This is a genomic window from Sulfitobacter sp. HGT1 (assembly GCF_013282155.1).
Lineage (GTDB): Bacteria > Pseudomonadota > Alphaproteobacteria > Rhodobacterales > Rhodobacteraceae > Sulfitobacter.
The window spans coordinates 269215-293484 of record NZ_BLWI01000008.1 but is presented as its reverse complement, the minus strand read 5'-3'; the positions used below and the strand labels follow the sequence as shown (position 1 = coordinate 293484).

General features: G+C 59.3%; 20 protein-coding genes. 11 read left to right on the top strand and 9 right to left on the bottom strand.

Annotated features, from left to right (window positions below; translation table 11 throughout):
* Positions 1–15: 15 nt before the first annotated feature.
* From radA to alr, 3 genes are all read right to left on the bottom strand, one after another.
* Positions 16–1383, bottom strand: coding sequence for a DNA repair protein RadA (gene radA, locus HGT1_RS07645; RefSeq protein WP_176249335.1), 1368 nt, complete (start codon positions 1381–1383; stop codon positions 16–18).
* Between the two features lie 125 nt (positions 1384–1508).
* Positions 1509–1949 (bottom strand): paraquat-inducible protein A, encoded by a 441-nt coding sequence (locus HGT1_RS07640; RefSeq protein WP_176249334.1) that lies wholly within the window; start codon positions 1947–1949, stop codon positions 1509–1511.
* A gap of 190 nt (positions 1950–2139) precedes the next feature.
* Positions 2140–3174 (bottom strand): alanine racemase, encoded by a 1035-nt coding sequence (gene alr, locus HGT1_RS07635; protein ID WP_176249333.1) that lies wholly within the window; start codon positions 3172–3174, stop codon positions 2140–2142.
* A gap of 236 nt (positions 3175–3410) precedes the next feature.
* On the opposite strand from alr, the gene HGT1_RS07630 reads away from it, so the two are divergent.
* Together HGT1_RS07630 and HGT1_RS07625 are read left to right on the top strand one after the other, a co-directional pair.
* Positions 3411–4739 carry a dienelactone hydrolase gene (locus HGT1_RS07630; RefSeq protein WP_176249332.1) on the top strand — a complete coding sequence of 443 codons (1329 nt, stop codon included), beginning with the start codon at positions 3411–3413 and terminating at the stop codon, positions 4737–4739.
* A 21-nt stretch (positions 4740–4760) separates the two neighbouring features.
* The gene (locus tag HGT1_RS07625) at positions 4761–5486 is read left to right on the top strand and encodes a sterol desaturase family protein (RefSeq protein ID WP_176249331.1); all 726 of its coding nucleotides are present in this window, start codon (positions 4761–4763) and stop codon (positions 5484–5486) included.
* A gap of 14 nt (positions 5487–5500) precedes the next feature.
* Here HGT1_RS07625 and HGT1_RS07620 read toward each other — a convergent pair whose 3' ends face one another.
* The 4 genes from HGT1_RS07620 to HGT1_RS07605 all read right to left on the bottom strand — a co-directional run bounded on the left by HGT1_RS07620 (position 5501) and on the right by HGT1_RS07605 (position 10111).
* Positions 5501–7000 carry a replicative DNA helicase gene (locus HGT1_RS07620; RefSeq protein WP_176249330.1) on the bottom strand — a complete coding sequence of 500 codons (1500 nt, stop codon included), beginning with the start codon at positions 6998–7000 and terminating at the stop codon, positions 5501–5503.
* 159 nt (positions 7001–7159) lie between these two features.
* The gene (locus HGT1_RS07615; RefSeq protein ID WP_176249329.1) at positions 7160–7840 is read right to left on the bottom strand and encodes an orotate phosphoribosyltransferase; all 681 of its coding nucleotides are present in this window, start codon (positions 7838–7840) and stop codon (positions 7160–7162) included.
* Positions 7841–7927: 87 nt separating this feature from the next.
* Positions 7928–8968, bottom strand: a complete 1041-nt coding sequence (gene pyrC / locus HGT1_RS07610) for a dihydroorotase (RefSeq protein WP_176249328.1) — start codon at positions 8966–8968, stop codon at positions 7928–7930.
* Between the two features lie 72 nt (positions 8969–9040).
* Positions 9041–10111, bottom strand: coding sequence for a phosphoadenosine phosphosulfate reductase (locus HGT1_RS07605; RefSeq protein WP_255200132.1), 1071 nt, complete (start codon positions 10109–10111; stop codon positions 9041–9043).
* Positions 10112–10351: 240 nt separating this feature from the next.
* Here HGT1_RS07605 and HGT1_RS07600 point away from each other — a divergent pair, with 240 nt between their 5' ends.
* Together HGT1_RS07600 and HGT1_RS07595 are read left to right on the top strand one after the other, a co-directional pair.
* Positions 10352–11263: a MoxR family ATPase gene (locus tag HGT1_RS07600; protein WP_176249327.1), complete on the top strand. Its 912-nt coding sequence runs from the start codon at positions 10352–10354 to the stop codon at positions 11261–11263.
* Positions 11264–11337: 74 nt separating this feature from the next.
* The gene (locus tag HGT1_RS07595; RefSeq protein WP_176249326.1) at positions 11338–12606 is read left to right on the top strand and encodes a VWA domain-containing protein; all 1269 of its coding nucleotides are present in this window, start codon (positions 11338–11340) and stop codon (positions 12604–12606) included.
* A 92-nt stretch (positions 12607–12698) separates the two neighbouring features.
* On the opposite strand, the gene purL is transcribed toward HGT1_RS07595, so the two are convergent.
* Both purL and HGT1_RS07585 read right to left on the bottom strand, forming a co-directional pair.
* Positions 12699–14858: a phosphoribosylformylglycinamidine synthase subunit PurL gene (gene purL, locus HGT1_RS07590; RefSeq protein WP_176249325.1), complete on the bottom strand. Its 2160-nt coding sequence runs from the start codon at positions 14856–14858 to the stop codon at positions 12699–12701.
* A gap of 265 nt (positions 14859–15123) precedes the next feature.
* Positions 15124–16029, bottom strand: a complete 906-nt coding sequence (locus HGT1_RS07585) for a LysR family transcriptional regulator (protein WP_176249324.1) — start codon at positions 16027–16029, stop codon at positions 15124–15126.
* Positions 16030–16275: 246 nt separating this feature from the next.
* Between HGT1_RS07585 and HGT1_RS07580 the strand changes: the two genes are divergently transcribed.
* The 7 genes from HGT1_RS07580 (at position 16276) to HGT1_RS07550 (ending at position 24241) form a co-directional block, all read left to right on the top strand.
* Complete coding sequence (locus HGT1_RS07580; protein WP_176249323.1) at positions 16276–19692, top strand: indolepyruvate ferredoxin oxidoreductase family protein; 3417 nt, start codon at positions 16276–16278, stop codon at positions 19690–19692.
* A 69-nt stretch (positions 19693–19761) separates the two neighbouring features.
* A complete protein-coding gene (locus tag HGT1_RS07575) occupies positions 19762–20649 on the top strand; it encodes a lysophospholipid acyltransferase family protein (protein WP_176249322.1) in 888 nt (295 codons plus the stop codon).
* 12 nt (positions 20650–20661) lie between these two features.
* On the top strand, positions 20662–21471 hold the full coding sequence (locus HGT1_RS07570) for a glutamate racemase (protein ID WP_176249321.1): 810 nt from the start codon (positions 20662–20664) through the stop codon (positions 21469–21471).
* 37 nt (positions 21472–21508) lie between these two features.
* Positions 21509–22534, top strand: coding sequence for an N-acetyl-gamma-glutamyl-phosphate reductase (argC, locus tag HGT1_RS07565; RefSeq protein WP_176249320.1), 1026 nt, complete (start codon positions 21509–21511; stop codon positions 22532–22534).
* Between the two features lie 6 nt (positions 22535–22540).
* Complete coding sequence (gene ccmE / locus HGT1_RS07560) at positions 22541–22984, top strand: cytochrome c maturation protein CcmE (RefSeq protein ID WP_176249319.1); 444 nt, start codon at positions 22541–22543, stop codon at positions 22982–22984.
* A gap of 79 nt (positions 22985–23063) precedes the next feature.
* Positions 23064–23675 (top strand): holin-associated N-acetylmuramidase, encoded by a 612-nt coding sequence (locus tag HGT1_RS07555; protein WP_176249318.1) that lies wholly within the window; start codon positions 23064–23066, stop codon positions 23673–23675.
* The gene (locus tag HGT1_RS07550; protein ID WP_176249317.1) at positions 23666–24241 is read left to right on the top strand and encodes a holin family protein; all 576 of its coding nucleotides are present in this window, start codon (positions 23666–23668) and stop codon (positions 24239–24241) included. Before HGT1_RS07555 ends, HGT1_RS07550 begins: the two co-directional genes overlap by 10 nt.
* Positions 24242–24270: the final 29 nt, after the last annotated feature.

The following is a 24270-nucleotide window of genomic DNA, read 5'->3' as shown; positions in this document are numbered from 1 at the left end:
TCCTTGGGGGGGCTGTCAGCCAGCCCCGAAAATTTCGCCTACAAATCCGGTTAGATCGCTCATGGTATTAAGCGTTATGCCGTTTTTGCCCACCGGTTTTCCCCCGGCAGGCGCAATGGCGCTGGTAAAACCAAGTTTTTGCGCTTCTTTCAACCTATTTTCGGTCTGCGTTGCCGGTCTGAGGGCACCTGACAGGCTTATTTCGCCGAAAACAACAGTCTCTGCGGGCAGGGCCACGTCTTCGCGCGCGCTCAGCAGGGCGGCGGCCACGGCCAGATCGGCGGCGGGTTCGGAAATCTTCATGCCGCCTGCGACGTTCAGATAGACATCAAGCCCGGCAAAGGGGATGCCGCAGCGCGCCTCGAGCACCGCAAGAATCATCGCCAGACGCCCGCCATCCCAGCCGACAACCGTGCGCCGCGCCTGCGAATGCGGCGACGGGGCAACAAGCGCCTGCAATTCACACAACACAGGCCGCGTGCCTTCGATGCCTGCGAAAACCACCGATCCGGCAGCCGGTTCGCCACGTTCGGACAGAAAATGCGCCGACGGGTTGGTGACTTCGGCCAGCCCCTGGCCGGTCATCTCGAAGACGCCGATCTCATCCGCGGGGCCAAAGCGGTTTTTCACAGCCCGCAGGATGCGGAACTGGTGGCCGCGTTCACCTTCGAAATAGAGCACCGTATCGACCATATGTTCGACAACACGGGGGCCGGCGATCTGGCCGTCTTTGGTGACATGGCCCACAAGGATCACCGACACGCCGGTGCGTTTGGCAAAACTGGTCAGTTCATGGGCCGAGGCGCGGACCTGGGACACCGACCCCGGCGCGCTTTCGACATTATCGGCCCACATGGTCTGGATCGAATCGATGATTGCCAGATCGGGGCGTTCGGCCTCGAGGGTGGTCAGGATATCGCGCAGGTTGGTTTCGGCGGCCAGTTTGACCGGCGCATCGGCCAGCCCAAGGCGCTGCGCGCGCATCCGGACCTGTGCAGAGGCTTCTTCGCCGCTGACATAGATGGTTTTCAACCCGCTGCGGGCAAAATGGGCGGCGGCTTGCAACAGCAACGTGGATTTGCCGATGCCAGGATCACCGCCCACCAGAATGGCCGATGCCGCCACCAGACCACCACCCAGAACGCGGTCGAGTTCGGCAATGCCGGACTGGCTGCGCGGCGGGGGGGATTCCTTGGTGCTCAGATCGGTCAGTACCATGGCCGACCCGCGCTTGGCCCCGAGCGATTTGCTGGGCGGCCCCGCGGAAATGCCTTTGTCTTGCTGGATCGTGTTCCATTCGCCGCAGCCATCACAGCGGCCGGACCACTTGTTATAGCTGGCACCGCAGGACGTGCATGAAAATGTGACGGGAGTTTTTGCCATATGCCTTTTTGGCTGAGAGCGCAGGCGAGGTCAAAGCAAAAGAACGGATTACCATGCGGCTTTCGCAGGCAATTCGAAAACGCGTTGTTTGGGGCATCGCGTGGCTTGGTCGCAGGGGGGGCAGATCAGCCTGATCTGCGCATGGATGCCTGTGTTTTCCAGCCGATCCAAAGGGACATCAGAATGCAGGCCGTGAACAGATACAGGCCCCATGCGACCTCGATCCGGCCGATGCCCACGCCTTTGGCGAGGGTGATGTAAAGCGCGATCAAAAAGACATCGGCCATGGCGAGTTTGCCGATGAAGTTCAACGCGGGCAGGGCGCGCGGGCTGAGCAGGTCGAATTGCACCAGCGCCAGACCAAGGGTTTTCAGATAGGGGGCAAAGAGCGCGAACACCGTGACGACCAGCGCGAGGGAGATGTCGGAGGCCCAGAGCGCTTGCAGCCCGCTGAGCACTGAAATCTCGGTCAGGCCGAACAGCGGAAGCAGCCCTGCGCGCAAAAGCGGTGCGGCCCAGGCGATGGGATAAAGGAGGAGCAAAGACAGGTTCAGGGCGCGCAGCATGGGGTTTCCAAGACATAAGGCGCATCTGCGCCATTTGATTTTGCGATCTGCGGGGCGCAGATCGGTGCCTTCGGCGAGGATATTTAAGAGCCAGAGAAGAGGCCAGAGAAGAGGCCAGAGATGAGGGTAGTCAGACCCACAGGGGGCTTCGATCCGGATCAGAGTGGCGCGCAGCGATGCTGCGAGGACGTTACTTTAGATAGACCCGGTCATAGCGTGCGCCCAGCGAGGTCAGGATCTCATAGCCGATCGTGCCGGCAAAGCCTGCAACTGTATCAACGGATTGATGCGGTCCGATCAGTTGCAGATGTCCGGGGATTTCGGCCAGGTCGGTCACATCGACCGTGATCAGATCCATTGAGACGCGACCGACCACCGGCAGCTTGCGCCCCTCGTGGGTGAGTGTGGCACCGTTGCCCAAGGCGCGGATCAGCCCGTCGGCATAGCCGCCTGATACGGTTGCGATTTTGGAGTCCCGCGCTGCTGTCCAGCCGCAGGCGTAACCGACAGATGCGCCTTGGATCACGTCGCGGGTTTGGACGACCGGCAGGTCGAGTGTCACGACGGGACGCGCATCCACAAAGGGCAAACCGCCGTAGAGGCCGATGCCCGGGCGCGTCAGGTCAAAGTGGTAGTCATCGCCCAACAGGATGCCACCCGTGGCCCCCAGCGACAAAGGCACATCGACGCCGGCGGTCATTTCGCGAAAGACCTCGAGCTGGGCGGGGTTCATCGGGTGGTCGGGTTCATCGGCGCAGGCCAGATGCGAAATGATCATTGTCGGGTTTTGCGACAGGGCGATGTCGCGCAGGGCGCTCCATTCTGCGGGGTCCATGCCCAAGCGGTTCATGCCAGAGTTCAGCTGGATGCCAAAGGGATGGCCGGGCAGGGTTTCGACATGGCCGATCAACTGGTCGACGGAATTGATCATCGGGGTCAGGTTGGCCTGACCGATCATATCTGCATCGCCGGGCATGTGACCTGCGAACACATTGATCCGGGGGCCGTCGCCCAGCACACGGCGCAGGGCGAGGCCTTCCTCGGCGACGGCGACAAAGAATTCGCGCGCCCCTTCGGCCGCCAGCACGGGGGCCACGCGGTCGATGCCCAGACCGTAGGCATTGGCCTTGACCACTGCGCCGGTTTCGCTTTCGGACAGGCGGTTGAGCGCGTGCCAATTGGCCGCCAGTGCAGTGAGGTCGATGGTAAGTGTGGCTGTTGTCATGGGTTTTGTTTTGACCGGATGGGCGGCGGCGTCAAGCGTCTGAACGTGCGTGACCCGGATAAAGCGTTTCAATTTCCGGTTTAGGGGCGGTGGCAAAGCGCAAGTTAAGCTGCGCCAAGGGATGTGCCGCTGCGGCAGTTTCGCGTTTTGCTTGCAAGGTGGGCGGAACTCGGTAGCCTATGCCTAACAAATGTCAGGCTGCACAAGGTACTGGCAAGAAGCGGGAGGAGAACCCAATGTTGACCCAGAGATATAAATTCGCGCCGGTGCTGGCTGTGGTGGCGGGGTTTGCCGCACCGATGGCCTTGGCGGAAAACCGGATTGATACGCAGCTGCCCAATGCGCCAGAGCTGGCGGCCTATGGGGAGATGAAGGTTGGCGTGCGCCAGATCGAGCTGGTTCATGGGGGCCAGGTCGACATTTTGTCCATCGATCCGGCAGCGGCCAAGCCCGAGACCCTTCCGACCTATGACCGGCCCCTGACCGTCGAGGTCTGGTATCCTGCCGCCGACGGGGCCACGGGTGACACCGCGTTCAGGGCATTCCTGCGCGATGCGACCACCGAAGTCACCTTGAACGGCCAGGCCATGCGCGATGCAGAGCCTGCGGCAGGCACGGCCTATCCGCTGGTCATCGTATCGCATGGCTATCCGGGCAACCGTTTCCTGATGTCGCATCTGGCGGAAAACATCGCGTCCAAGGGATATGTCGTTGCCTCCATCGATCACACGGATTCGACCTACCGCACCCAGGCGGCTTTCGGGTCGACGTTGGTGAACCGGTCCTTGGATCAGCTGTTTGTGCTGGATGAAATGGCGCGACTGTCGGGCGAGGGGGACTCGTTTCTGAACGGGTTGGTCAATGCCGATACGGCGGGCATCGTCGGCTATTCGATGGGCGGCTATGGTGCGGTGATCACCGCAGGCGGTGGCGTGACCGAAACATCGGTGGGCTATGGCTGGGGCGGGCCGCATGGCACGCTGGCAATCCATCAGGCAGGGTCAGATACCCATAACGCGCTGCCCGATCCGCGTATCAAAACCGCCGTGGCCATCGGCCCCTGGGGCATGAACACCGGCTTTTGGGATGCCGAAGGGTTGAAGGGCATCAAGATACCGATGCTGTTCATGGCCGGTTCGCAAGACATGACATCGCTCTATGAAAAAGGGGTGCGTGCGATCTGGGAAAACGCCAGCGCGACGAACCGCAGTCTTTTGACCTTTGAAAATGCGGGTCACAATGCGGCGGCCCCCATGCCTGCACCGGCAGAATCCTACCGCGATGACGAACGGTTGGGCTTTAACGTCTCGGGGCATTACACTGATCCGGTCTGGGATCAGGCGCGCATGAACAACATCGCGCAGCATTTCGTCAGCGCCTGGATGGATCTGCACCTCAAGGGGAACGAGACGGCCGGCGATTACCTTGATCTGCTCGAGAATTCCAATGACGGTGTCTGGTCAATGAACGAAGACGGTACCCCCAAGGACGATCACAGCTATTGGAAAGGGTTCGACAAGGACACCGCCAAAGGACTGCGCTATGAGGTCAAAGCGCCTGATTAAGTCAAAGCAAAAGGATCCGTGATGACGCGTTTACGCATCATGTTCTCGCACGCTGCCGTGACCGTTATGGCGGTGGCCTGCGGTGCCGGGGTGATCGCATTGGCGATGTTTGCCCCGGTCTGGATCTGGGCGCTGGTCCCCTTGGGGATCGGCGCGCAGATGTTGAATGAATACAACCTGCACCGCTATGTGTTCCACCTGCCGCCGCCGCGCCGGCAATGGGCGTTTGATCTGCTTTATATGGCGCATTACGGGCATCATGATTTCCCCACCCATACCAAGCTGTTTTTCGTCCCGATCTGGGTCGCTTTGCCGATCTTGCTGGTTAACAGTCTGGCGGTATGGGCGGTGCTGACGCTGTTTGGCAGCGCCAATGCCCTTTGGATCGCAATTGCCATAGTGCCTGTGGGCGGGGTGCTGACCTTTCTGGTGTATGAATGGTTTCACATGACCGCGCATTTGAACCTGCCCAAAACGCGGGTTGAACGCTATGTGACCACGCTGCACAACCAGCACCATTTCCGCGATTTCAGCAAATGGTTCCACGTCAGCCCCGGCGGCGCGGTGATCGACCGCGCGATGGGCACAGCAATTGACCGCGAGGCGTTGAAACACCAGCAACGGATTGAATTCATTCGAACTTTGGGGATGCGTCCCGATGACCCGCGCCTTGTGGCAGCGCGGGGCCGGTTTGCCGGAAAATACGATCTGTCAGAGGCGGAAATCGCCCGTGCTGCCAGCGTTTGAGGTGAGGGTAGCGATCAGAACTCCTGATCGCCGTCATCATTGCTTTGCCACGGCTTCACAAGGTTGCCAAAGCGGGTAAATCTGCCCTCAAAGCTCAGGTCCACGGTGCCGATCGGCCCGTGCCGCTGCTTGCCGATCACGACTTCGGCGCGGCCATGCAGGCGCTCCATCTCTTCTTGCCAGATCGCCATCTTGTCCAGCTCGTGATCGCCGGGCTTTTCACGCTCTTTGTAATATTCCTCGCGGAACACGAACATGACCACGTCGGCATCCTGTTCGATCGACCCTGATTCACGCAAATCCGACAGCTGCGGGCGTTTATCTTCGCGATTTTCCACCTGACGCGACAGCTGCGACAGGGCGATGACCGGGATATGAAGCTCTTTGGCGATGGCCTTGAGACCCATGGTGATTTCTGAAATCTCGTTCACGCGGTTTTCGTTTTTGCCGGTGCCGCGCACCAGCTGGAGATAGTCGATGATCAACACATCCAACCCATGCGTCCGCTTCAGACGCCGCGCACGCGCGGATAGCTGGCTGATCGGCAGGGCAGGCGTGTCGTCGATATAAAGCGGGCAGGCTTCAAGCGCTTTTGCAGCATCCACAAAACGCCGGAATTCGGCCTCGGTCATGTCACCCGACCGGATCTGCTGCGACGGGATTTCCGACGCTTCCGACAGGATCCGCGCGGCCAGCTGTTCGGCGCTCATCTCGAGGCTGTAAAAGCCCACAACGCCGCCTTCAACCGCGCCTTCGGTGCCATCATGCAATATGCCACGACGATAGGCTTTGGCGACGTTGAACGCGATGTTTGTGGCAAGCGAGGTTTTCCCCATTGACGGACGACCCGCGAGGATCAAAAGGTCTGACGGGTGCAGCCCGCCGAGTTTTTTATCCATATCAATCAGACCGGTGGAGACGCCCGACAGGCCCCCGTCACGCTGGTAGGCCGCGTTGGCCACGTTAACAGCATCCGTTACCGCCTTGAGAAAGCTTTGAAATCCGCTTTCGGTCTGGCCTTGCTCTGCCAGTTTGTAAAGCTGCTGTTCGGCTTCGACGATCTGCTCGCGCGGTTCCGACATCACGTTAACCTGCGCGGCCTTGGCGGAGATATCGCGCCCCAGCTGGATCAGATCGCGGCGCACGGCCAGATCATAGATCATCTGCGCATAGTCGCGCACAGCAAAGGCGCTGATCGCGGCACCGGCAAGGCGTACCAGATAGGCGGGGCCGCCCAATTCTTTCAGACCTTCGTCATCCTCCATAAATGCCTTAAGCGTGACCGGCGACGCAAGGTTGTTCTTGGCGATCCGCGCGCTGGCGATTTCGAAGATACGGGCGTGTACAGGATCATAGAAATGCTTGGGGCCGATGATCGACGCCACACGGTCGTAAATATCGTTATTGGTCAGGATCGCACCCAGCAGTTGCTGTTCTGCCTCGATCGAATGGGGGATGGTTTCGGGTGCCTGAACCGTCAGATCGTTGGTGTTGATGCTGGAAATCTCATTCATTTGCCTTGTACCCCTACTGCGCAACTGCCCCGGTCTTGGACTTAGCCGAGACAGAGGGGCACCTGCAAATTGTATAACTTGTGGATAACCCTGCTGTTTGTGGATACTACAGGATTTTGTGGAAAAATATAGACCAACTACCAGATAGGGGGTGTGGTTTTAGAGTTTTTTCCGCGCGTCCTGCCATTCTTTCGGCGCGTTCAAAAACGCCTCAACCTCGCTCAGGGTCTCGGCGTCAAAGGCGTTTTGCGCTTTCGCTTCGGCCAGGACATCCCACCATGTGCACAGGCTGTGCAAGCTAACCCCATGGTCACCCAAGGTCTTTTCGGTCTGCGGGAAAATCCCGTAGTAAAAGATCACTGCCGTATGCGCGCAGGTGGCCCCGGTTTCGCGAATCGCGTCGACAAAGCTGATCTTGGACCCGCCATCGGTGGTCAGATCCTCGACCAGCAACACACGCTGGCCTTCGGTCATTTCGCCCTCGATCCGCGCGTTGCGCCCGTAGCCTTTGGGCTTCTTGCGCACATAGGTCATCGGCAGCGCCATACGTTCCGCGACCATCGCGGCAAAAGGGATACCTGCGGTTTCACCGCCCGCGATGTTGTCAAACGCCTCGAACCCCGCCTCGCGCATCACGGTGACGGTCAGAAAATCCATCAAGGTGGCACGAATGCGCGGATAGCTGATCAGCTTGCGACAATCGATATAGGTGGGGCTTGGCAGACCCGACGCCAGGGTAAACGGCTCGGCGGCGTTGAAATGCACCGCCTTGATCTCAAGCAGCATCCGCGCCGTCAAACGCGCCATTTCGGTCGAATCGGGAAAGCTGGTCGGGATCATCTGGGTATCTTCCTTCTGGGGTGGCCTAAGGCTTCTCTGGCTTTCAAATATCCTCGCCGAAGGCATAAAGTCTATGCCAATGGCGGATCAATCTAGCGCGACGCTCCAATTGAGCGGCATCATCGGGTCAAACACGGTCACAGGCCCTTCGGCTGTGTCAATGTGGTCTGGATAGGTGGCTGGCGTACGGGTCAGGGTCATGGTCTGCGTATTTGCAGCCAGCCCGTAAAACGCGGGGCCGTTCAGCGATGTGAACCGCTCAAGCTGGTCCAGCGCGCCGTCCTGTTCGAACACTTCGGCCAGGATCGACATGGTATTGGGCGCGGTGAAACAGCCCGCACATCCGCAGGGCAGCAATTTGTTGGCATCCGTATGGGGGGCCGAATCTGTCCCTAGAAAGAACCGTGCATCGCCGGATGTCGCGGCCTTGCGCAGTGCCAGCCGGTGGGTTTCGCGCTTGGCGACAGGCAGGCAATAGTAATGCGGCTTGATCCCCCCGGCGAGGATATGATTGCGGTTGATCACCAGGTGATGGGTGGTGATTGTCGCCCCAAGGTTTTCATCAGCCGACATGACATAGTCGGCGGCATCGGCTGTGGTGATATGTTCCATCACCACCTTCAACCCTTGATGGCGTTTGCGGATCGGGTCCATCACGCGCTCGATGAACACGGCTTCGCGGTCAAAGATATCAACGGCAGGGTCGGTCACTTCGCCATGTGTACACAAGGGCAGACCGATTTCAGCCATGCGTTCCAGCACAGGGGCCACCTTGTCGAAATCCGACACACCGCTGGCAGAATTGGTCGTCGCACCGGCGGGGTAGAGCTTTACGGCAGTGACCAGTCCGCTGGCATGGGCCGCGGCCACATCATCCGGATCGGTATCTTCGGTCAGATACAGCGTCATCAGGGGCGTGAAATCCGCGCCTTCGGGCAGGGCGGCCAATATCCGGTCGCGATAGGCGGCGGCATCTGCACCGCGCACCACAGGGGGTACAAGGTTCGGCATGATGATCGCGCGGGCGAAATGGGCGGCGGTATGGGGCAGCACAGCGCGCAGCATATCGCCGTCACGCAGGTGCAGGTGCCAATCATCGGGGCGTCGAAGCGTCAGTGTTTGTGTCATGGCCGATCAGCTAGCACAGGGTCATGATCCGCACCAGAGGGCGCGGCGATTTCCCCCGCCGTGATCGGGCGATTACGAGGCCTCGGAAGATCTGTTGAGCGTCTGGGGTGCCTCCGGGGCGTTTTGCACCTCGGCTTGTGGTTCGGTCACGTCCGCCACCGGTTTGATCTCTCCGGTCTCGGCCTCCAGTTCCTTTTGCTTTTTCATCCCTTCGATCAGGCTCAGCTCCGCCTCGATCAGCTTTTGCTTGCGGGCAAAGCGGGGGGCCTGCATGCGCGCGTTCACATAGCGGCACAGGTGCAGAATCAGCTTTTTGCGGTCGTCCGCCTCCAGCGTGACCAGCAGGGATTTGAAATAGCTGCGGTGATCGCGGCGCGCGCGATAAAGCCGCGCAAAACTGACGGTGTTCAGTTTCTCTTCGGCGGCAAGGGTCAGCAGTGATTCCAGCTGGTCGATTTGCAGCAGTTCGCTTTGCAGGGCCAGCCCCATATGCCGCATGCGCAGTTTGGTGACATTGGGACGGGTGAACAGGCTGGCGTGCATGGCGTCCAGAACAACCTTGGGGTCATATAGAATAAAGGCTTCATGTGCGGCATCCAGCATATCGGGCGCATAGCCAAAGCGTGACGTGAAATCGGTGCGGCGCATCTCGGTAAAGCGGTCGTCCCATTCGGTGACCCGCGGGTCCAGCGTTGCCTGGGGCTGGATGCAAACCACCTGCGCCCCGGGCGATGCCACAGAATAGGCTGCCGCCGCATAGCCACCCGGGCCTGCGCCGTAAAAAACAACCCGCTCGAATTCATCAAAAAACCCGTCGTCAATCAGGCGGTCAAAACAGGCATAGACGGCGGGGTCGCGAAACCAGGTATCGCCTTCGCTTGCGATGCACAAATGCGACCAGTCATAGTTGCGCACCATCTCCCAGCCCAGAGGTTGCGAGAGCGCCGACAGGGCACGCATGCCGTTGATCGTCTCGAATGTGACCAGCAAGGTGGGCTTGCGCTCCACAAACATCGCGTAATGTTTCGCGCCCAGATTTTGAAAAAACCCTTCTTCCTCAGCCACTTCCGACACGGCTTGCAGCCAGTCGTCCTTTTGAAGGTCGGCCAGCGACGTTTCGATCGTGAATGGTGCATCGATCATTGTTGCGTCCTCAATCGTGGTTTTTTCGCGCATTTCGCAGGCGCCGTTAAGGAAAGTTAGCCTTCCAATGCGGCAGAATTGCGGAGAATGATTGCGCATTTCAAGCCCAAGGCAGCGCAGTTTTCCGTAAGACGCATCATTTGTAGGGGCAATATCCGCCATGCGCGCCGCCAAAACAGGCTTGGCCCTTGACCGCAAGCCGACAGGATGCACCTTTGGGTGATCAAAAGAGAGGACACCATGACAGATATATCGTCAATTGACGCCGTGCAGACCATGCTCGAAAGCCAGGGCTACATTTGTGGCCGCGCCTTGGGGACGGTGGTGTTTCTCAGCCTGAAACTCGGCCGCCCGCTGTTTCTTGAGGGCGAGGCAGGGGTCGGTAAAACCGAAATCGCCAAAGCACTGGCCGCAGGGTTGGACCGCAAACTGATCCGCCTGCAATGCTACGAGGGGCTTGATGCGTCCTCTGCCGTGTATGAATGGAACTTTCCCGCGCAAATGGTCGCGATCCGCACCGCCGAAGCCGCAGGGGATACATCCCGCAAGGCGCTGACAACCGAATTGTTCAGCGATGAATTCCTCATTGAACGCCCGCTGCTCGAGGCAATGCGCCCGGACGAACGCGGCGCACCGATCCTTTTGATCGACGAACTTGACCGCACCGATGCCCCGTTCGAGGCCTTCCTGCTCGAAGCGCTCAGCGATTTTCAGGTCACGATCCCCGAACTTGGCACGATCAAAGCCCCCGAACCGCCCATCGTGATCCTGACCTCCAACCGCACCCGCGAGGTCCATGACGCGCTGAAACGCCGTTGTCTGTATCATTGGGTGGATTATCCGGATTTCGACCGCGAGATGGAAATTCTCAGGGCCCGCGCGCCCGAAGCCTCCGAAGCCCTCAGCCGTGAGGTGGTGGCCTTTGTCCAGCAGTTGCGCACCGAAGACCTGTTCAAGAAACCCGGCGTTGCCGAAACAATCGACTGGGCGAAATGCCTTCTGGCGCTTGATGTCATCACCCTCAGCCCTCAAGTCATCGCCGACACGCTTGGCGCGATCTTGAAATACCAAGACGACATTGCCAAACTCCACGGCTCCGAGGCGAAGCGCATCCTCGATCAGGCCAAGGCAAGTCTGGACCCGGCCAAATGACCGCCTTTTTCATTCCAAATGGAAAAAAATCCTCGGGGGGGCCGGGGGGCAGACAGCCCCCCGGGGTCTAAGTCATGGCCGAACTTCCCGATCTTGAACTCCCCGATAACCCGAAACTTGCCGGCAATATCACCCATTTCGCCCGCGCCTTGCGCCGTGCGGGCTTGCCGATCGGGCCGGGGCGGGTCATCGACGCCATTCGTGCGGTCGAGGCGGCGGGCTTTACCGACAAGGTCGATTTCTACTGGACGCTGCATGCCTGTTTCGTGAACCGCCCCGAACACCGCCCGGTTTTTGCACAGCTTTTCCGCCTCTACTGGCGCGATCCGCGCTATCTGGAACATATGATGGCGGCGATGTTGCCCGCCATTCGCGGGGTGCAGGAAGACCGCCCCGCCCAAGCCGCCGAAAAACGCGCGGCCGAAGCATTATTGGACGGTGCCGAGGCCCCCCAGCAGGAAGACGGTGCGGAGAAAGAGCCCGAGGAAACATTGATCGAGGTCGATGCAAGCCTGACCATGTCGTCGCAGGAACGTCTGCGCAGTCTTGATTTCGAACAAATGAGCCTTGCCGAGATGGCGCAAGCCAAGCGGATGCTGGCGCGGCTGACTCTGCCGGTGAAACCCATGCCCTCGCGGCGCAGCATGACATCGCCGAACGGGCGCATTGATGTTCAAAAATCCATGCGCGCGGCCCTGCGGCGCGGTGGTGAAATGCATAAACTTACGCTCAAAAAGCCGCGCCCGCGGTACCCCAATCTGGTTGTGCTTTGCGACATCTCGGGCTCGATGAGCCAGTATTCCCGCGTTGTGCTGCATTTCCTGCATGCGGTGAGCAATGCCAAGGGGGCGGGGTGGGCACGCGTCCACGCCTTTACCTTTGGCACCCAGTTGACCAACATTACCCGCCATCTGGCGACCCGCGATGTGGATGCGGCGCTCAAGGCTGCTGGCGCGCAGGCGCAGGACTGGGAAGGCGGCACGCGCATCGGGGCCTGTATCGAGGCGTTCAACCGTGACTGGTCGCGGCGGGTCATGGGGCAGGGCGCTGTTGTATTGCTGATCACCGACGGGCTGGACCGCGACAATCCCGACGATCTGGCGCGTCAGATGCAGCGGCTGCACCTGACGGCGCGGCGGTTGATCTGGCTTAATCCACTGTTGCGGTGGGACGGTTTCGCGCCCAAGGCCGCAGGCATCCGCGCGATGTTGCCCCATGTGGACAGCTTTCGCGCCGGTCATTCAATCGCGTCTTTGGAAGAACTGGCGCAGGTGATTTCCCGCCCCGATGATATGGGCGAAAAAGCACGGCTGATGGGGATGCTGGAACCCCCGAAGTCCTGACGCCATCACTCATGAAAAATCACCCATGAAAAAGCCCCGCCAAACAGATGTCTGACGGGGCTTTGGCGTTTTAAAATACTTGGCTATCTGAATTAGGCAAAGGTCTCGGCAAAGGTGTTGCGATACGTCGCGCTCAGTTCGGCCAGCGGTGCGGTGACGCCCCCAAGGGTGACCTGATCGCCGCCGAATTTGCCGACACTTTCCAGATGCAGCCCGGCTTGGGAGGCTGCAATCATCAACGCTTCGGCTTGATCAAAGTTGCACGCAATCAGATAGCGCGCCTGATCTTCGCCAAACAAGGTTTGCGTGTCGGCCGAGTCGAGCGAAACGCCAACACCCGCTGCATCCGCCATTTCGAAGGCGGCCAGGGCAAGGCCCCCGTCGGACAGATCGGTACAGGCTTTGATCATCGCGCGGTTGTTGCGGATAAATTCGCCATGGGCTTTTTCGGCTGCCAGATCGACGCTTGGCGCATCGCCATCGCGGCGGTTGAACACTTCAAGCAGCAGGGCAGATTGACCCAGATGGCCCTCTGTCGCGCCCAGAACCAGCGCCACATGGCCTTCCCGGACGTCTTTGCCGATGATGTCGTCGATATGGTTCAGCAGACCCACAGCGCCGATGGTGGGGGTGGGCAGAATGCCTTTGCCGTCGGTTTCGTTATACAGCGACACGTTGCCCGACACGATGGGCATGTCCAGCGCCGATACTGCTTCGCTGATGCCTTTGATCGCGCAGACGAACTGGCCCATGATCTCGGGCTTTTCGGGGTTGCCAAAGTTCATGTTGTCGGTTGTCGCCAAGGGCAGGGCACCAACGGCGCACAGGTTGCGATAGGCTTCGGCGACGGCCTGTTTGCCCCCCTCGAAGGGGTTGGCTTTGACATAGCGCGGCGTCACATCCGAGGTAAAGGCGATGGCCTTGTCGGTGCCATGCACCCGCACAATGCCTGAGCCCAGACCGGGGGTACGGGCGCTGTCGCCCATGACCATGGTGTCGTATTGTTCGTAAACCCACGCTTTGGAAGCATAGTTCGGGCTGGCCACCAACGCGCGCAAGCCGTCGATCGGGTCAACACCGGGCACATCCGACAGGGGTTCGGCGGCAGGGGTTTCGACCCAGGGGCGGTCATATTCGGGGGCATTGCCTGACAGCGCTTTCAGCGGCAGGTCGGCTTTGACCTCGCCGTTGTGCACGATCAAGAAGCGGTCCTCGGCGATTGTTTCACCGACGATGGCGAAATCAAGGTCCCATTTGTCGAACACGGCTTTGGCTTCGGCCTCAAGCTCGGGGCGCAGAACCATCAGCATGCGTTCTTGGGATTCGGACAGCATCATTTCGTAGGCGGTCATGTTGAGTTCGCGGGTTGGCACCTTTTCAAGGTCCAGACGCACACCAAGGTTGCCCTTGTCGCCCATTTCCACGGCGGAACAGGTCAGGCCCGCAGCCCCCATATCCTGGATAGAGATCACGGCACCGGTGGCCATGAGTTCAAGCGTGGCTTCCATCAGGCGCTTTTCGGTGAAGGGGTCACCGACCTGCACTGTGGGGCGTTTGTCTTCGATTGTGTCGTCAAATTCGGCCGATGCCATTGTGGCACCGCCAACACCGTCGCGGCCGGTTTTCGCACCAAGATACACAACAGGCATCCCGACGCCCGAGGCTGCGGAGTAGAAAATCTTGTCTGTGTCGGCCAGACCGGCGGCGAATGCGTTCACAAGGCAGTTGCCGTCATAGGCCGTGTCAAAGCGGACTTCGCCGCCGACGGTCGGCACGCCAAAGCAGTTGCCGTAGCCGCCAACGCCCGCGACCACACCGTGCACCAGCTGGCGCGTCTTGTGGTGATCGGGCGACCCGAAGCTGAGCGAGTTCATGGCTGCGATGGGACGGGCACCCATTGTAAAGACATCGCGCAAAATGCCGCCAACGCCGGTCGCCGCACCCTGATAGGGTTCGATATACGACGGGTGGTTGTGGCTTTCCATCTTGAAGACCAGCGCCTGGCCGTCACCGATATCAACGATGCCCGCGTTTTCGCCGGGGCCGCAAATGACCTGCGGTCCTTCGGTGGGCAAGGTGCGCAGCCATTTCTTGGACGACTTATAGGAACAATGTTCGTTCCACATGGCCGAGAAGATCCCAAGCTCGGTAAAGGTGGGTTCGCGCCCGATGATATCAAGAAGACGTTTGTATTCGTCGTCATTGATCCCGTGGCTGGCGATAAGGTCTGGCGTGATGGCTGGTTCGGTCATGGTGCGGATATCCCCCTGGCAGATATGGCGGTACTCTTAGAGTAAGGCTGGCGCGGGGAAAAGGCCAAAGGCAGCACGTAAAGGCGCAGTTGGCGGGCTGGCAAAAAAAAGGCCGAGCATAAAGCTCGGCCAAGTCCAACAGGGAGGTATGAAGTGACAGCCCGAAGGCGTCTGTCTCCATACCGCCCAATTAGGCGGCGGTTGTGCTCGGATCAAGGCTGAACTTGAATTATTTCGGCATGACCGCTATGCGAAAAATGCATGGCTAGGCGTTTTTGCGGTGCCGCAGGTGTTTGCGGTGGGTGATAATCTCGTCCTGGACAAAGTCCTTGAAGGCGGCAACCCGCTTGGAGGCGCGCAATTCTTCGGGGTAGGCGAGGAACACCGGCACGTCAGCCGACTCAATATCAGGCAGCACCTGAACAAGGTCGGGGAAGTCTTCGATCAGGTAATCGGGCAAGACGCCGATGCCCAAATTGTGGATCACGCCCTGCAACACGCCGAAATAGTTGTTTACGGTCAGCATCGAACGCACATCATACATCATCAACTGCTGGACCAGCTGCAAACCGGCATTCACCTGATCGCTGTCGGTGTTCTGGCAGATCAGCCGGTGGTCGGACATATCCTCCAGCCGCTGGGGCGTGCCGTGTTCGGCCAGATAGGCGGGCGACGCATAAAGGCACATCTTGATCATCATCAGCTTCTTGCGAACCAGATCGGCCTGCGACGGTTCCTTCATGCGAATGGCGACATCTGCCTCGCGCATGGGCAGGTCCAGAACCCGTTCTTCCAACATCAGGTCCACCTTGAGGTCGGGATATTTCTCGTAAAGCTTTGGCAGGCGCGGGGCGAGCCATAGGGTGCCAAAGCCGGTGGTGGTGGTGACACGCAATTCGCCAAACACTTCTTCTTCGCTGTCGCGAATCCGTGCGGCGGCGGTATCGAGCCGTTTGCTCATCGCGGCGGTGGCATCAAAAAGCAATTCGCCCTGTTCGGTCAGAATCAGCCCGCGCGCATGTCGGTGGAAAAGATTGGTGTTCAGCTGTTCCTCAAGCCCGCGAATCTGCCGGCTGACGGCGGATTGGGACAGGTTCAGCTTTTCGCCGGCATGGGTCAGGCTGCCGGCATCCGCGACAGCATGAAAAATTCTAAGCTTGTCCCAATCCATGAGGACTTCCTTTATAAGGATGATCTTTTCCTGAAGATCACTGTGTTTGCGCTAAATGCATACTAAAAACAACCCTACGCCATGCTGCGCTGCAACATTATATCCAAAGGATAAACATCCTGTGACGTATGTCTATTTTTTCGTCAGGTTGCCCGGTTGGTGGACGGAAACACAACGCTAGACAGGTCAGCGTTTATGACCTAGATTGATCCTTATGCATCAATCGCACGTAGGGGAGGACGCGCCATGGGTACGCAAAAGATTTCTTTGAATGATCGGTTTGACTTGGAAAAGTCCCCCGTTTTGCTGAACGGTACGCAAGCGTTGGTGCGTATGATGATGATGCAAAAGGCGCGCGACCGCGCCGCCGGGCTGAACACCGCGGGCTATGTGACCGGCTATCGCGGATCGCCGCTGGGTGCCGTTGATTTGCAGATGGAACGCGCGGCCAAGCCTTTGGCGGAATATGACGTGTTGTTCGAAGCCGGGTTGAACGAAGATCTGGCCGCGACCGCCCTGTGGGGCACGCAACAGGCCGAATTGCGCGGCGAGGGAAAATACGACGGTGTCTTTGGCCTGTGGTACGGCAAGGGGCCGGGGGTTGACCGGTCGGGCGATGTGATGCGCCACGCCAATATGGCGGGGTCGTCCAAGCATGGCGGCGTGCTAATGGCGATGGGGGATGACCACACCGGCGAATCCTCGACCGTGCTGCACCAGTCCGAATGGGCGATGATGGATGCCTATATGCCCATCGTCAGCCCTGCCGGTGTGCAAGAGATTATGGATTACGGCATCTATGGCTGGGCGTTGTCGCGGTTTTCAGGGCTTTGGGTTGGCCTGAAGACGATGAAAGACACGGTCGAGGCGACATCGGTCGTGAATGGTGATCCGCACCGGATGCAGTTGGTCACGCCTGATTTTGACATGCCCGAGGGTGGGTTGAACATCCGGCTGGTTGATACGCCGCATCTGCAGGAATCGCGGATGATCGACCACAAACGCTTTGCCGCCGAGGCGTTTTCACATGCCAACAAGATCGACAAGCGCATGTGGGGCAAGCCCGGTGCCAAGATCGGCTTTGTGGCGGCGGGCAAGAACTGGCTGGACCTGCTGCACGCCATGAGCCTGCTGAACATCGACGAGAACGAGGCCGAACGGCTGGGCATCACGTTGTACAAGGTCGGGCAGACCTTTCCGCTGGATATGAAGGGCTTTCACAAATGGGCCGAGGGGCTGGATCTGGTTGTTGTGGTCGAAGAAAAGCGCAAGCTGATCGAGATCCAGATCAAAGAGGCCCTGTTCTCGGACACGCACCGCCGGGTCTATGGCTGGCACAAGGGGGGTGGTGCCGGGATGGAGCATGGCGAAGAGCTGTTCCCGACCCGTGCGGCCCTTGACCCGATCTGGATCGCCGAAAAGCTGGGCAATATCCTGATCGAGGAAGGCCGCAACACTGATGGTATCAAGGCCGGGATGGAAGCGCTGGACACGGCGCGCCGTGCCGACAATGCCGAAGATATCGCCGCGCGTATCCCGTATTTCTGTTCGGGTTGTCCGCATAATTCGTCGACCAAACTGCCCGAAGGCAGCCGCGCCTATGCGGGGATCGGGTGCCATTACATGGTGCAGTGGATGGACCGCGAGACCACCGGTTACACGCACATGGGGGGCGAGGGCGCGAACTGGATCGGTGAATCGCATTTCTCGACCCGTGACCATGTGTTCCAGAACCTCGGGGATGGGACCTATAACCACTCGGGCATTCAGGCGATCCGCGCTGCCGTCGCGGCCAAGACCAACATTACCTATAAAATCCTGTATAATGATGCAGTTGCCATGACCGGCGGCCAGCATAACGAAGGCGATCTGGATGCACCGCGCATCGTGGCAGAGCTGGGCGCGATGGGGGTCAAGAACATCGCTGTGGTTTACGACGAGAAAGAAGACGTGGACCCGGCGGCCTTTAAGGGTGTGCCAATGTTCGAGCGTGCCGAGCTGCAAACGGTTCAGCAGAATTTCACCAAGCACAAAGGCGTCAGTGCCATCGTCTATATCCAGACCTGTGCTGCCGAAAAACGCCGCCGTCGCAAGCGCGGGCTGTTTCCCGACCCCGACAAGCGCGTGTTCATCAACACCGATGTCTGCGAAGGCTGTGGTGATTGCGGGGTGCAATCCAACTGCGTATCCATCGTTCCGGCAGAGACGGAACTGGGGCGCAAGCGGATGATTGATCAATCGTCCTGCAACAAGGATTTTTCCTGCGTCAAAGGGTTTTGCCCGTCTTTCGTAACGCTTGAAGGCGCTAAAATCCGCAAAGACCCGACAACCGAAGTCAAAATACCCGATCTCCCGATGCCTGCGCTGCCTGCCATTGATGGCACGTTCAACGTGGTGATCACGGGCGTTGGCGGCACGGGCGTTGTGACCATCGGTGCCGTGCTGGCGCAGGCCGCGCAGATTGACGGCAAAGGCGCTGGGATGATGGAAATGGCGGGGCTGGCGCAAAAGGGCGGTGCGGTGCACATCCATTGCCGTCTGGCCAACCGCCCCGAAGATATCAGCGCCATTCGCGTGGCGACCGGCGAAGCGGATGCGCTGATCGGGGGCGATCTGGTGGTGTCTGCGGGCACCAAAACGCTGGGTCTGACCCGCACGGGGCGCACAGGCGCTGTGGTGAACTCGCATCAGATCATCACGGGCGATTTCACCCGTGATACGGAATTCAAGATGCCCTACGACCGCCTGACCCTCGCGCTTGAGGCGCGGTTGAAAGACGATGTGGCGCTGTTTGATGCGTCGGATCTGGCCAAGGCGACGCTGGGGGATTCGATCTATTCCAACATGATGATCTTTGGTGCGGCGTGGCAAAAGGGGCTTATCCCTCTGTCGCTTGAGGCGCTTCAAGACGCGATCCGGCTGAATGGGGCGGCGGTTGAACGCAACCTCAAAGCGTTCGAGCTGGGCCGTTGGGCCGTGCTTTATCCTGCCGAGGCCGCGCAGGTCATCACGCCCAATGTGGTGCAAATGCCAAAAACGCTGGACGAGAAAATCGCCTTCCGGATGAACCACCTGACAGATTATCAGGGCAAGGGGCTGGCCAAACGCTATGGCAGAATGCTGGAGCCGATCACCGACAAGGCGCTCAAGGAAGCGGTGGCCTTGGGCTATCACAAGCTGTTGTCTTACAAGGATGAATACGAGGTTGCGCGGTTGCTCAAATCGACGCGGGCCAAGGTGGATGCCGAATTTGACGGTGCCCCGAAGATCACCTTTAACCTTGCCCCGCCGATGCTGTCGAAAACCGGCGCGGATGGACGCCCGATGAAACGCGCCTTTGGCGAATGGCTGGAAACGCCGTTGTCGGTGCTCAAACGGCTCAAGGTTTTGCGCGGCACACCGTTTGATCCCTTTGGCCGGACCGAGGAACGCCGGATGGAGCGGGCGCTGATCAAGCAGTACGAGGCCGACATGAAAGACGTGTTGCCCAAACTGACCGACCAGACCCGCGAGGCGATCATTGCGCTGGCCGAGCTTCCCTTGCAAATTCGCGGCTTTGGCCCCGTCAAGCAGGCGAACGAGGCAAAAGCAGCCAAACGTCGCGAGGAACTGCTGGCCGTGATCCGCGCAGGAGGCACAACGACGTCAAAAGCCGCAGAATAGGGGCTGGCTGTCATGCGCTTGTCATGAAAACGGCAAATGGCAAGACCGTCATCCAAGAGGGATCCTGAAATGGGCCAGCCAAAACCGTTTTTTGCCCGCGAAATCAGCTATGCCCATTCGGTGCGCAGCAAGCCGGGCCGTGCCTTCATCCGGTTGATCGAGAATTCGACGGGCCGGTTGGGGCTGATCAAGCGGGCGTCGGGGTACGAGCAGGACATGGCCGCCGGCGGGTGCTTTTTTGACGTGATGGTGCAGCGCTATGGGCTGAGCCTTGACGTGGTGGGTGGCAGTCTGGACAGCATTCCCGCCACGGGGCCTGTGATATTCTTGGCAAACCACCCGTATGGTATTCTGGACGGGCTGATGCTGGGCCATATCATGTCACGCACGCGGGGTGACTTTAAAATCATGGCGCATTCGGTGTTTAACCGTGCGCCTGATTTAAACCGGCACCTGTTGCCGATCAGCTTTGACGCGGACAAGGCGGCGCTGGCGCTGAACCTGCACACACGCAAGACCGCGCTTGATTATCTGGGGCAGGGCGGCGCAATCGGCGTCTTTCCCGGTGGCACGGTCAGCACCGGCGCGCGGCCGTTTTCCAAGCCGATGGACCCCGGTTGGCGCAGTTTTACCGCGCGGATGATCGGCAAGTCGCAAGCCACTGTTGTGCCGATCTATTTCGACGGTCACACCAGCCGTCTGTTCCAGATTGCCAGCCATTTGCACAGCAGTTTGCGCTTGGGTCTGCTGATCAAGGAATTCCGCAAACGTGTCGATACGCCGGTGCGCGTGGTGATCGGGGAGCCGATCGGCAGGAATGTGCTGAACCCTTTGGCAAAAGACGCAAAAGCGATGATGGATTTCCTGCGCAAAGCCACGTATGAGTTGTCACCAGACCCGGCCAAGACCTTTGATCTGGGCTTTGAATTTGAAGATCGGCATCGCGCCGACAGGTGACGGCAAAAGAATATGGCAGTTGGTATTTTCGATTCGGGCCTTGGCGGGTTGACCGTCTGGGATGCAGTGCAAAAGCAGTTGCCTGACGTTGATTTCGTCTATTTGGCCGACAGCGCCCATGCGCCCTATGGCGTGCGCACTGCCGATGACATTTACAATCTGACCGTCGCCGCGACCCAACGGCTGTTTGACGCGGGTTGCGATCTGGTGATCTTGGCCTGCAACACGGCATCGGCGGCCGCATTGCGGCGCATGCAGGAATCCTGGGTGCCAGCCGACAAGCGCGTTTTGGGGGTGTTCGTGCCCTTGATCGAGGCGATGACCGAACGCGAGTGGGGCGATAATTCACCCCCGCGCGAAGTCGATCTGAAACATGTGGCGTTGTTTGCGACGCCTGCCACCGTGGCCAGCCGCGCGTTTCAACGTGAACTTGCGTTCCGCGCGATTGGCGTCGATGTGGAGGCGCAGGCCTGCGGGGGTGTGGTGGACGCGATCGAGGACGGTGATTTCATCCTTGCCGAAGCGCTGGTGCGCAGCCACGTGGACGCCTTGCAGCGCAAAATGCCAAAGCCGCAGGCCGCGATCCTGGGCTGCACCCACTATCCGTTGATGCTGGAAACCTTTCAGGATGCGCTTGGACCGGATGTAAAAGTGTTCAGTCAGGCCAATCTGGTGGCGCGCAGTCTGGGTGATTATCTGAAACGCCATCCCAATATGATGGGCACCGGCGAGGCGGCATTTCTGACCACGGGCGACCCCAAGAAAGTCAGCAGCAGGGCGACGCAGTTCTTGCGACGACCGTTGACTTTTCAAGCCGCCTAACGACCCTTTGATATTTTTCCGAACGGAACCCGACACAATGTATAACATCGCTATTCTTGGTGCCTCCGGCTATACCGGCGCTGAACTGATCCGGTTGATCGCCAACCATTCTTCGATGCAAATCAAGGCCTTGGGCGCGAACTCTAAGGCGGGTCAGACCATGGCCGAGGTGTTTCCACATCTGCGCCATCTGGATCTTCCGGCGCTTGTTTTGATCGAGGATATTGATTTCTCGGACATCGATCTGTGCTTTTGCGCGCTGCCGCACAAGACCAGTCAGGAAGTGATCGCGGCGCTGCCCAAGGACCTGAAAATCGTGGACCTGTCTGCCGATTTCCGGCTCCGCGACCCCGAAGAATATACCAAGTGGTACGGCAACCCCCATGCCGCATTGGAACAGCAGAAAGAGGCGGTTTACGGGCTGACCGAATTCTACCGCGACGAGATCAAGACCGCGCGTTTGGTCGCGGGTACGGGCTGTAATGCGGCGACAGGGCAGTTTGCGCTGCGTCCCCTGATCGAAAAGGGTGTGATTGATCTGGATGATATCATCCTTGATCTGAAATGCGCCGTTTCCGGTGCGGGTCGGTCGCTCAAGGAAAACCTGCTGCATGCCGAATTGTCCGAAGGGTACCACGCCTATTCCGTCGGCGGTACGCACCGGCATCTGGGCGAGTTTGATCAGGAGTTTTCGGCCATCGCGGGCCGCCCGGTCAAAGTGCAGTTCACCCCGCATTTGATTCCCGCCAACCGCGGCATTCTGGCGACCGTGTATGTCAAAGGCGATGCGCAGGTCATTCACGATACGTTCATGGCTTCCTATGCAGACGAGCCGTTCATCGAGGTATTGCCGATGGGCGAGGCCCCCAGCACGCGCCACATTCGCGGATCGAACTTTTGCCACATCGGTGTTGTTGCAGACCGGATCGAAGGGCGCACGATTGTGATTGCAGCACTTGATAACCTGACCAAAGGGTCAAGCGGGCAGGCGTTGCAAAATGCCAATCTCATGTTAGGTATTGAAGAGACAGAGGGGCTGATGATGGCTCCGCTATTCCCTTGAGGTCCGATGAAAAGTCTTAAAAAGCAGCGTCGAATTCAGGTGATCGCAGTGGCGGTGGTGGCATTGGTGCTGTCCACCGCATTGATCGGTTACGCGATGCGCGACGGGATCAACTTTTTCCGCGCCCCCAGTCAGGTGATCGCGGAACCGCCCGGCCCGAACGAGGTGTTTCGCATTGGCGGGCTGGTGGCCGAAGGGTCGCTTGTGCGCGGTGACGGAGAGACAATCCGCTTTTCCGTGACCGATGGCGGGGCGGTTATTCCGGCCACCTATACCGGTGTTTTGCCCGACTTGTTCGAGGAAAACCAAGGGATGGTCGGCACAGGGCGCTACATCAACGGCGTGTTCGAAGCGACTGAAATCCTTGCCAAACATGACGAGACATACATGCCAAAAGAGGTCGTTGACGCCCTCAAGGCGCAAGGTGTTTACGTCGAGCCTGAAAGCTAGGACCGAACGGGCCGCTTTCCCTAAGTTAACGAATGACCCAGCACCCTTGTCGCAGTGAAATGTGCAAGGGGGCCGTTCAATGTATTCTGTCAAAGACATCGCGAGGGACATCGTGGCCCGTGAAGGCGGGTTTGTGAATGATCCCGATGATCCGGGCGGGGCGACAAATTTTGGCGTTACGATCCACACGATGCGGCGATTGGGGATCGACCTGAACCACGACGGTGTGGTCGATCAACGCGATCTGCGCAGCCTGAGCCAATCCGACGCGGTTAATATATTCATCCGGCATTATTTCCACGCGCCTTTGATCGGAGGGCTGCCCGATGCGCTGCACCCAAGCGTTTTCGATATGTATGTTAACGCAGGCAGCAATGCGGTGAAGATCTTGCAGCGGCTTTTGCGCAGCATGGGGTACGATATCGCCGTCGACGGCGTGCTGGGGGCGCAAAGCCATGCGGTAGCCCAGGACGCCTATGCCAAAGCCCCGCAGGAATTGGTGGATGCTTACGGCATTGCCCGGCGGAATTACTATTTCACACTGGCGGATCGGCGACCTGCAAGCCGCAAATATGCGCGCACGCGGGCAGGCGGCAAAGGCGGCTGGATCACGCGCGCGGAGGCATTTATCGCCCCGAAATACCACCTAAGCCAATCGGCATTCAGCGAAAGGACAGCATCATGGGGTTGATCGACAAGGTCGTTGGGTTGGTGTTTGGCAATGGCGGGGCGATGGTGCGCGACACGGTCGAAGTTTTTCGCGAAAACGCCGAAAAAGGCGCGCAACGCTCTGCCGAGGCGCAAGATCAGGCGATGGCGCAATATGCCGCCGAATTCGCGATTGAACGCAAAGGCGGGTTTGACCGGTTTATGGACGGGTTGAACCGGGTACCACGCCCTGCGCTTGCGCTTGGCACGCTTGGGTTATTCGTGGCGGCCATGGTCGACCCGATCTGGTTTGCGGCCCGTATGCAGGGGATCGCATTGGTGCCAGAGCCGCTTTGGTGGTTGTTGGGGGTGATCGTATCGTTCTATTTCGGGGCGCGGCATCAGGTGAAAACCCAGGAATTCCAACGCTCTATCGTGCGAACCATTGCGCAGGTGCCGCAGGTGGTGGGCAATATCCGGTCGATCAACGCGCTGCGCCACGATTCGGTGCAGGTGGCTGCTACGGGGGGCGATGCGGCCCTGTCTTTGGCGGTGATCGAGGCCGCAGATAACCCTGCACTTGAGGATTGGCGCAAAGCGGCGGCCTAGCTGCGACGCTTTGCGCGCCAAGAGGGCGT

What these genes read in the sequence shown, in the direction of transcription:
- HGT1_RS07630 (WP_176249332.1), top strand. Translation starts at nt 3,411, where the DNA reads ATGTTGACCCAGAGATATAAATTCGCGCCGGTGCTGGCTGTGGTGGCG.
- HGT1_RS07575 (WP_176249322.1), top strand. Translation starts at nt 19,762, where the DNA reads ATGGGCCAGCCAAAACCGTTTTTTGCCCGCGAAATCAGCTATGCCCAT.
- HGT1_RS07580 (WP_176249323.1), top strand. Translation starts at nt 16,276, where the DNA reads ATGGGTACGCAAAAGATTTCTTTGAATGATCGGTTTGACTTGGAAAAG.
- HGT1_RS07600 (WP_176249327.1), top strand. Translation starts at nt 10,352, where the DNA reads ATGACAGATATATCGTCAATTGACGCCGTGCAGACCATGCTCGAAAGC.
- pyrC (WP_176249328.1), bottom strand. Translation starts at nt 8,968, where the DNA reads ATGACACAAACACTGACGCTTCGACGCCCCGATGATTGGCACCTGCAC.
- HGT1_RS07640 (WP_176249334.1), bottom strand. Translation starts at nt 1,949, where the DNA reads ATGCTGCGCGCCCTGAACCTGTCTTTGCTCCTCCTTTATCCCATCGCC.
- radA (WP_176249335.1), bottom strand. Translation starts at nt 1,383, where the DNA reads ATGGCAAAAACTCCCGTCACATTTTCATGCACGTCCTGCGGTGCCAGC.
- HGT1_RS07570 (WP_176249321.1), top strand. Translation starts at nt 20,662, where the DNA reads ATGGCAGTTGGTATTTTCGATTCGGGCCTTGGCGGGTTGACCGTCTGG.
- HGT1_RS07625 (WP_176249331.1), top strand. Translation starts at nt 4,761, where the DNA reads ATGACGCGTTTACGCATCATGTTCTCGCACGCTGCCGTGACCGTTATG.
- HGT1_RS07555 (WP_176249318.1), top strand. Translation starts at nt 23,064, where the DNA reads ATGTATTCTGTCAAAGACATCGCGAGGGACATCGTGGCCCGTGAAGGC.
- HGT1_RS07585 (WP_176249324.1), bottom strand. Translation starts at nt 16,029, where the DNA reads ATGGATTGGGACAAGCTTAGAATTTTTCATGCTGTCGCGGATGCCGGC.
- purL (WP_176249325.1), bottom strand. Translation starts at nt 14,858, where the DNA reads ATGACCGAACCAGCCATCACGCCAGACCTTATCGCCAGCCACGGGATC.
- ccmE (WP_176249319.1), top strand. Translation starts at nt 22,541, where the DNA reads ATGAAAAGTCTTAAAAAGCAGCGTCGAATTCAGGTGATCGCAGTGGCG.
- HGT1_RS07550 (WP_176249317.1), top strand. Translation starts at nt 23,666, where the DNA reads ATGGGGTTGATCGACAAGGTCGTTGGGTTGGTGTTTGGCAATGGCGGG.
- argC (WP_176249320.1), top strand. Translation starts at nt 21,509, where the DNA reads ATGTATAACATCGCTATTCTTGGTGCCTCCGGCTATACCGGCGCTGAA.
- HGT1_RS07615 (WP_176249329.1), bottom strand. Translation starts at nt 7,840, where the DNA reads ATGATCCCGACCAGCTTTCCCGATTCGACCGAAATGGCGCGTTTGACG.
- HGT1_RS07620 (WP_176249330.1), bottom strand. Translation starts at nt 7,000, where the DNA reads ATGAATGAGATTTCCAGCATCAACACCAACGATCTGACGGTTCAGGCA.
- alr (WP_176249333.1), bottom strand. Translation starts at nt 3,174, where the DNA reads ATGACAACAGCCACACTTACCATCGACCTCACTGCACTGGCGGCCAAT.
- HGT1_RS07605 (WP_255200132.1), bottom strand. Translation starts at nt 10,111, where the DNA reads ATGATCGATGCACCATTCACGATCGAAACGTCGCTGGCCGACCTTCAA.
- HGT1_RS07595 (WP_176249326.1), top strand. Translation starts at nt 11,338, where the DNA reads ATGGCCGAACTTCCCGATCTTGAACTCCCCGATAACCCGAAACTTGCC.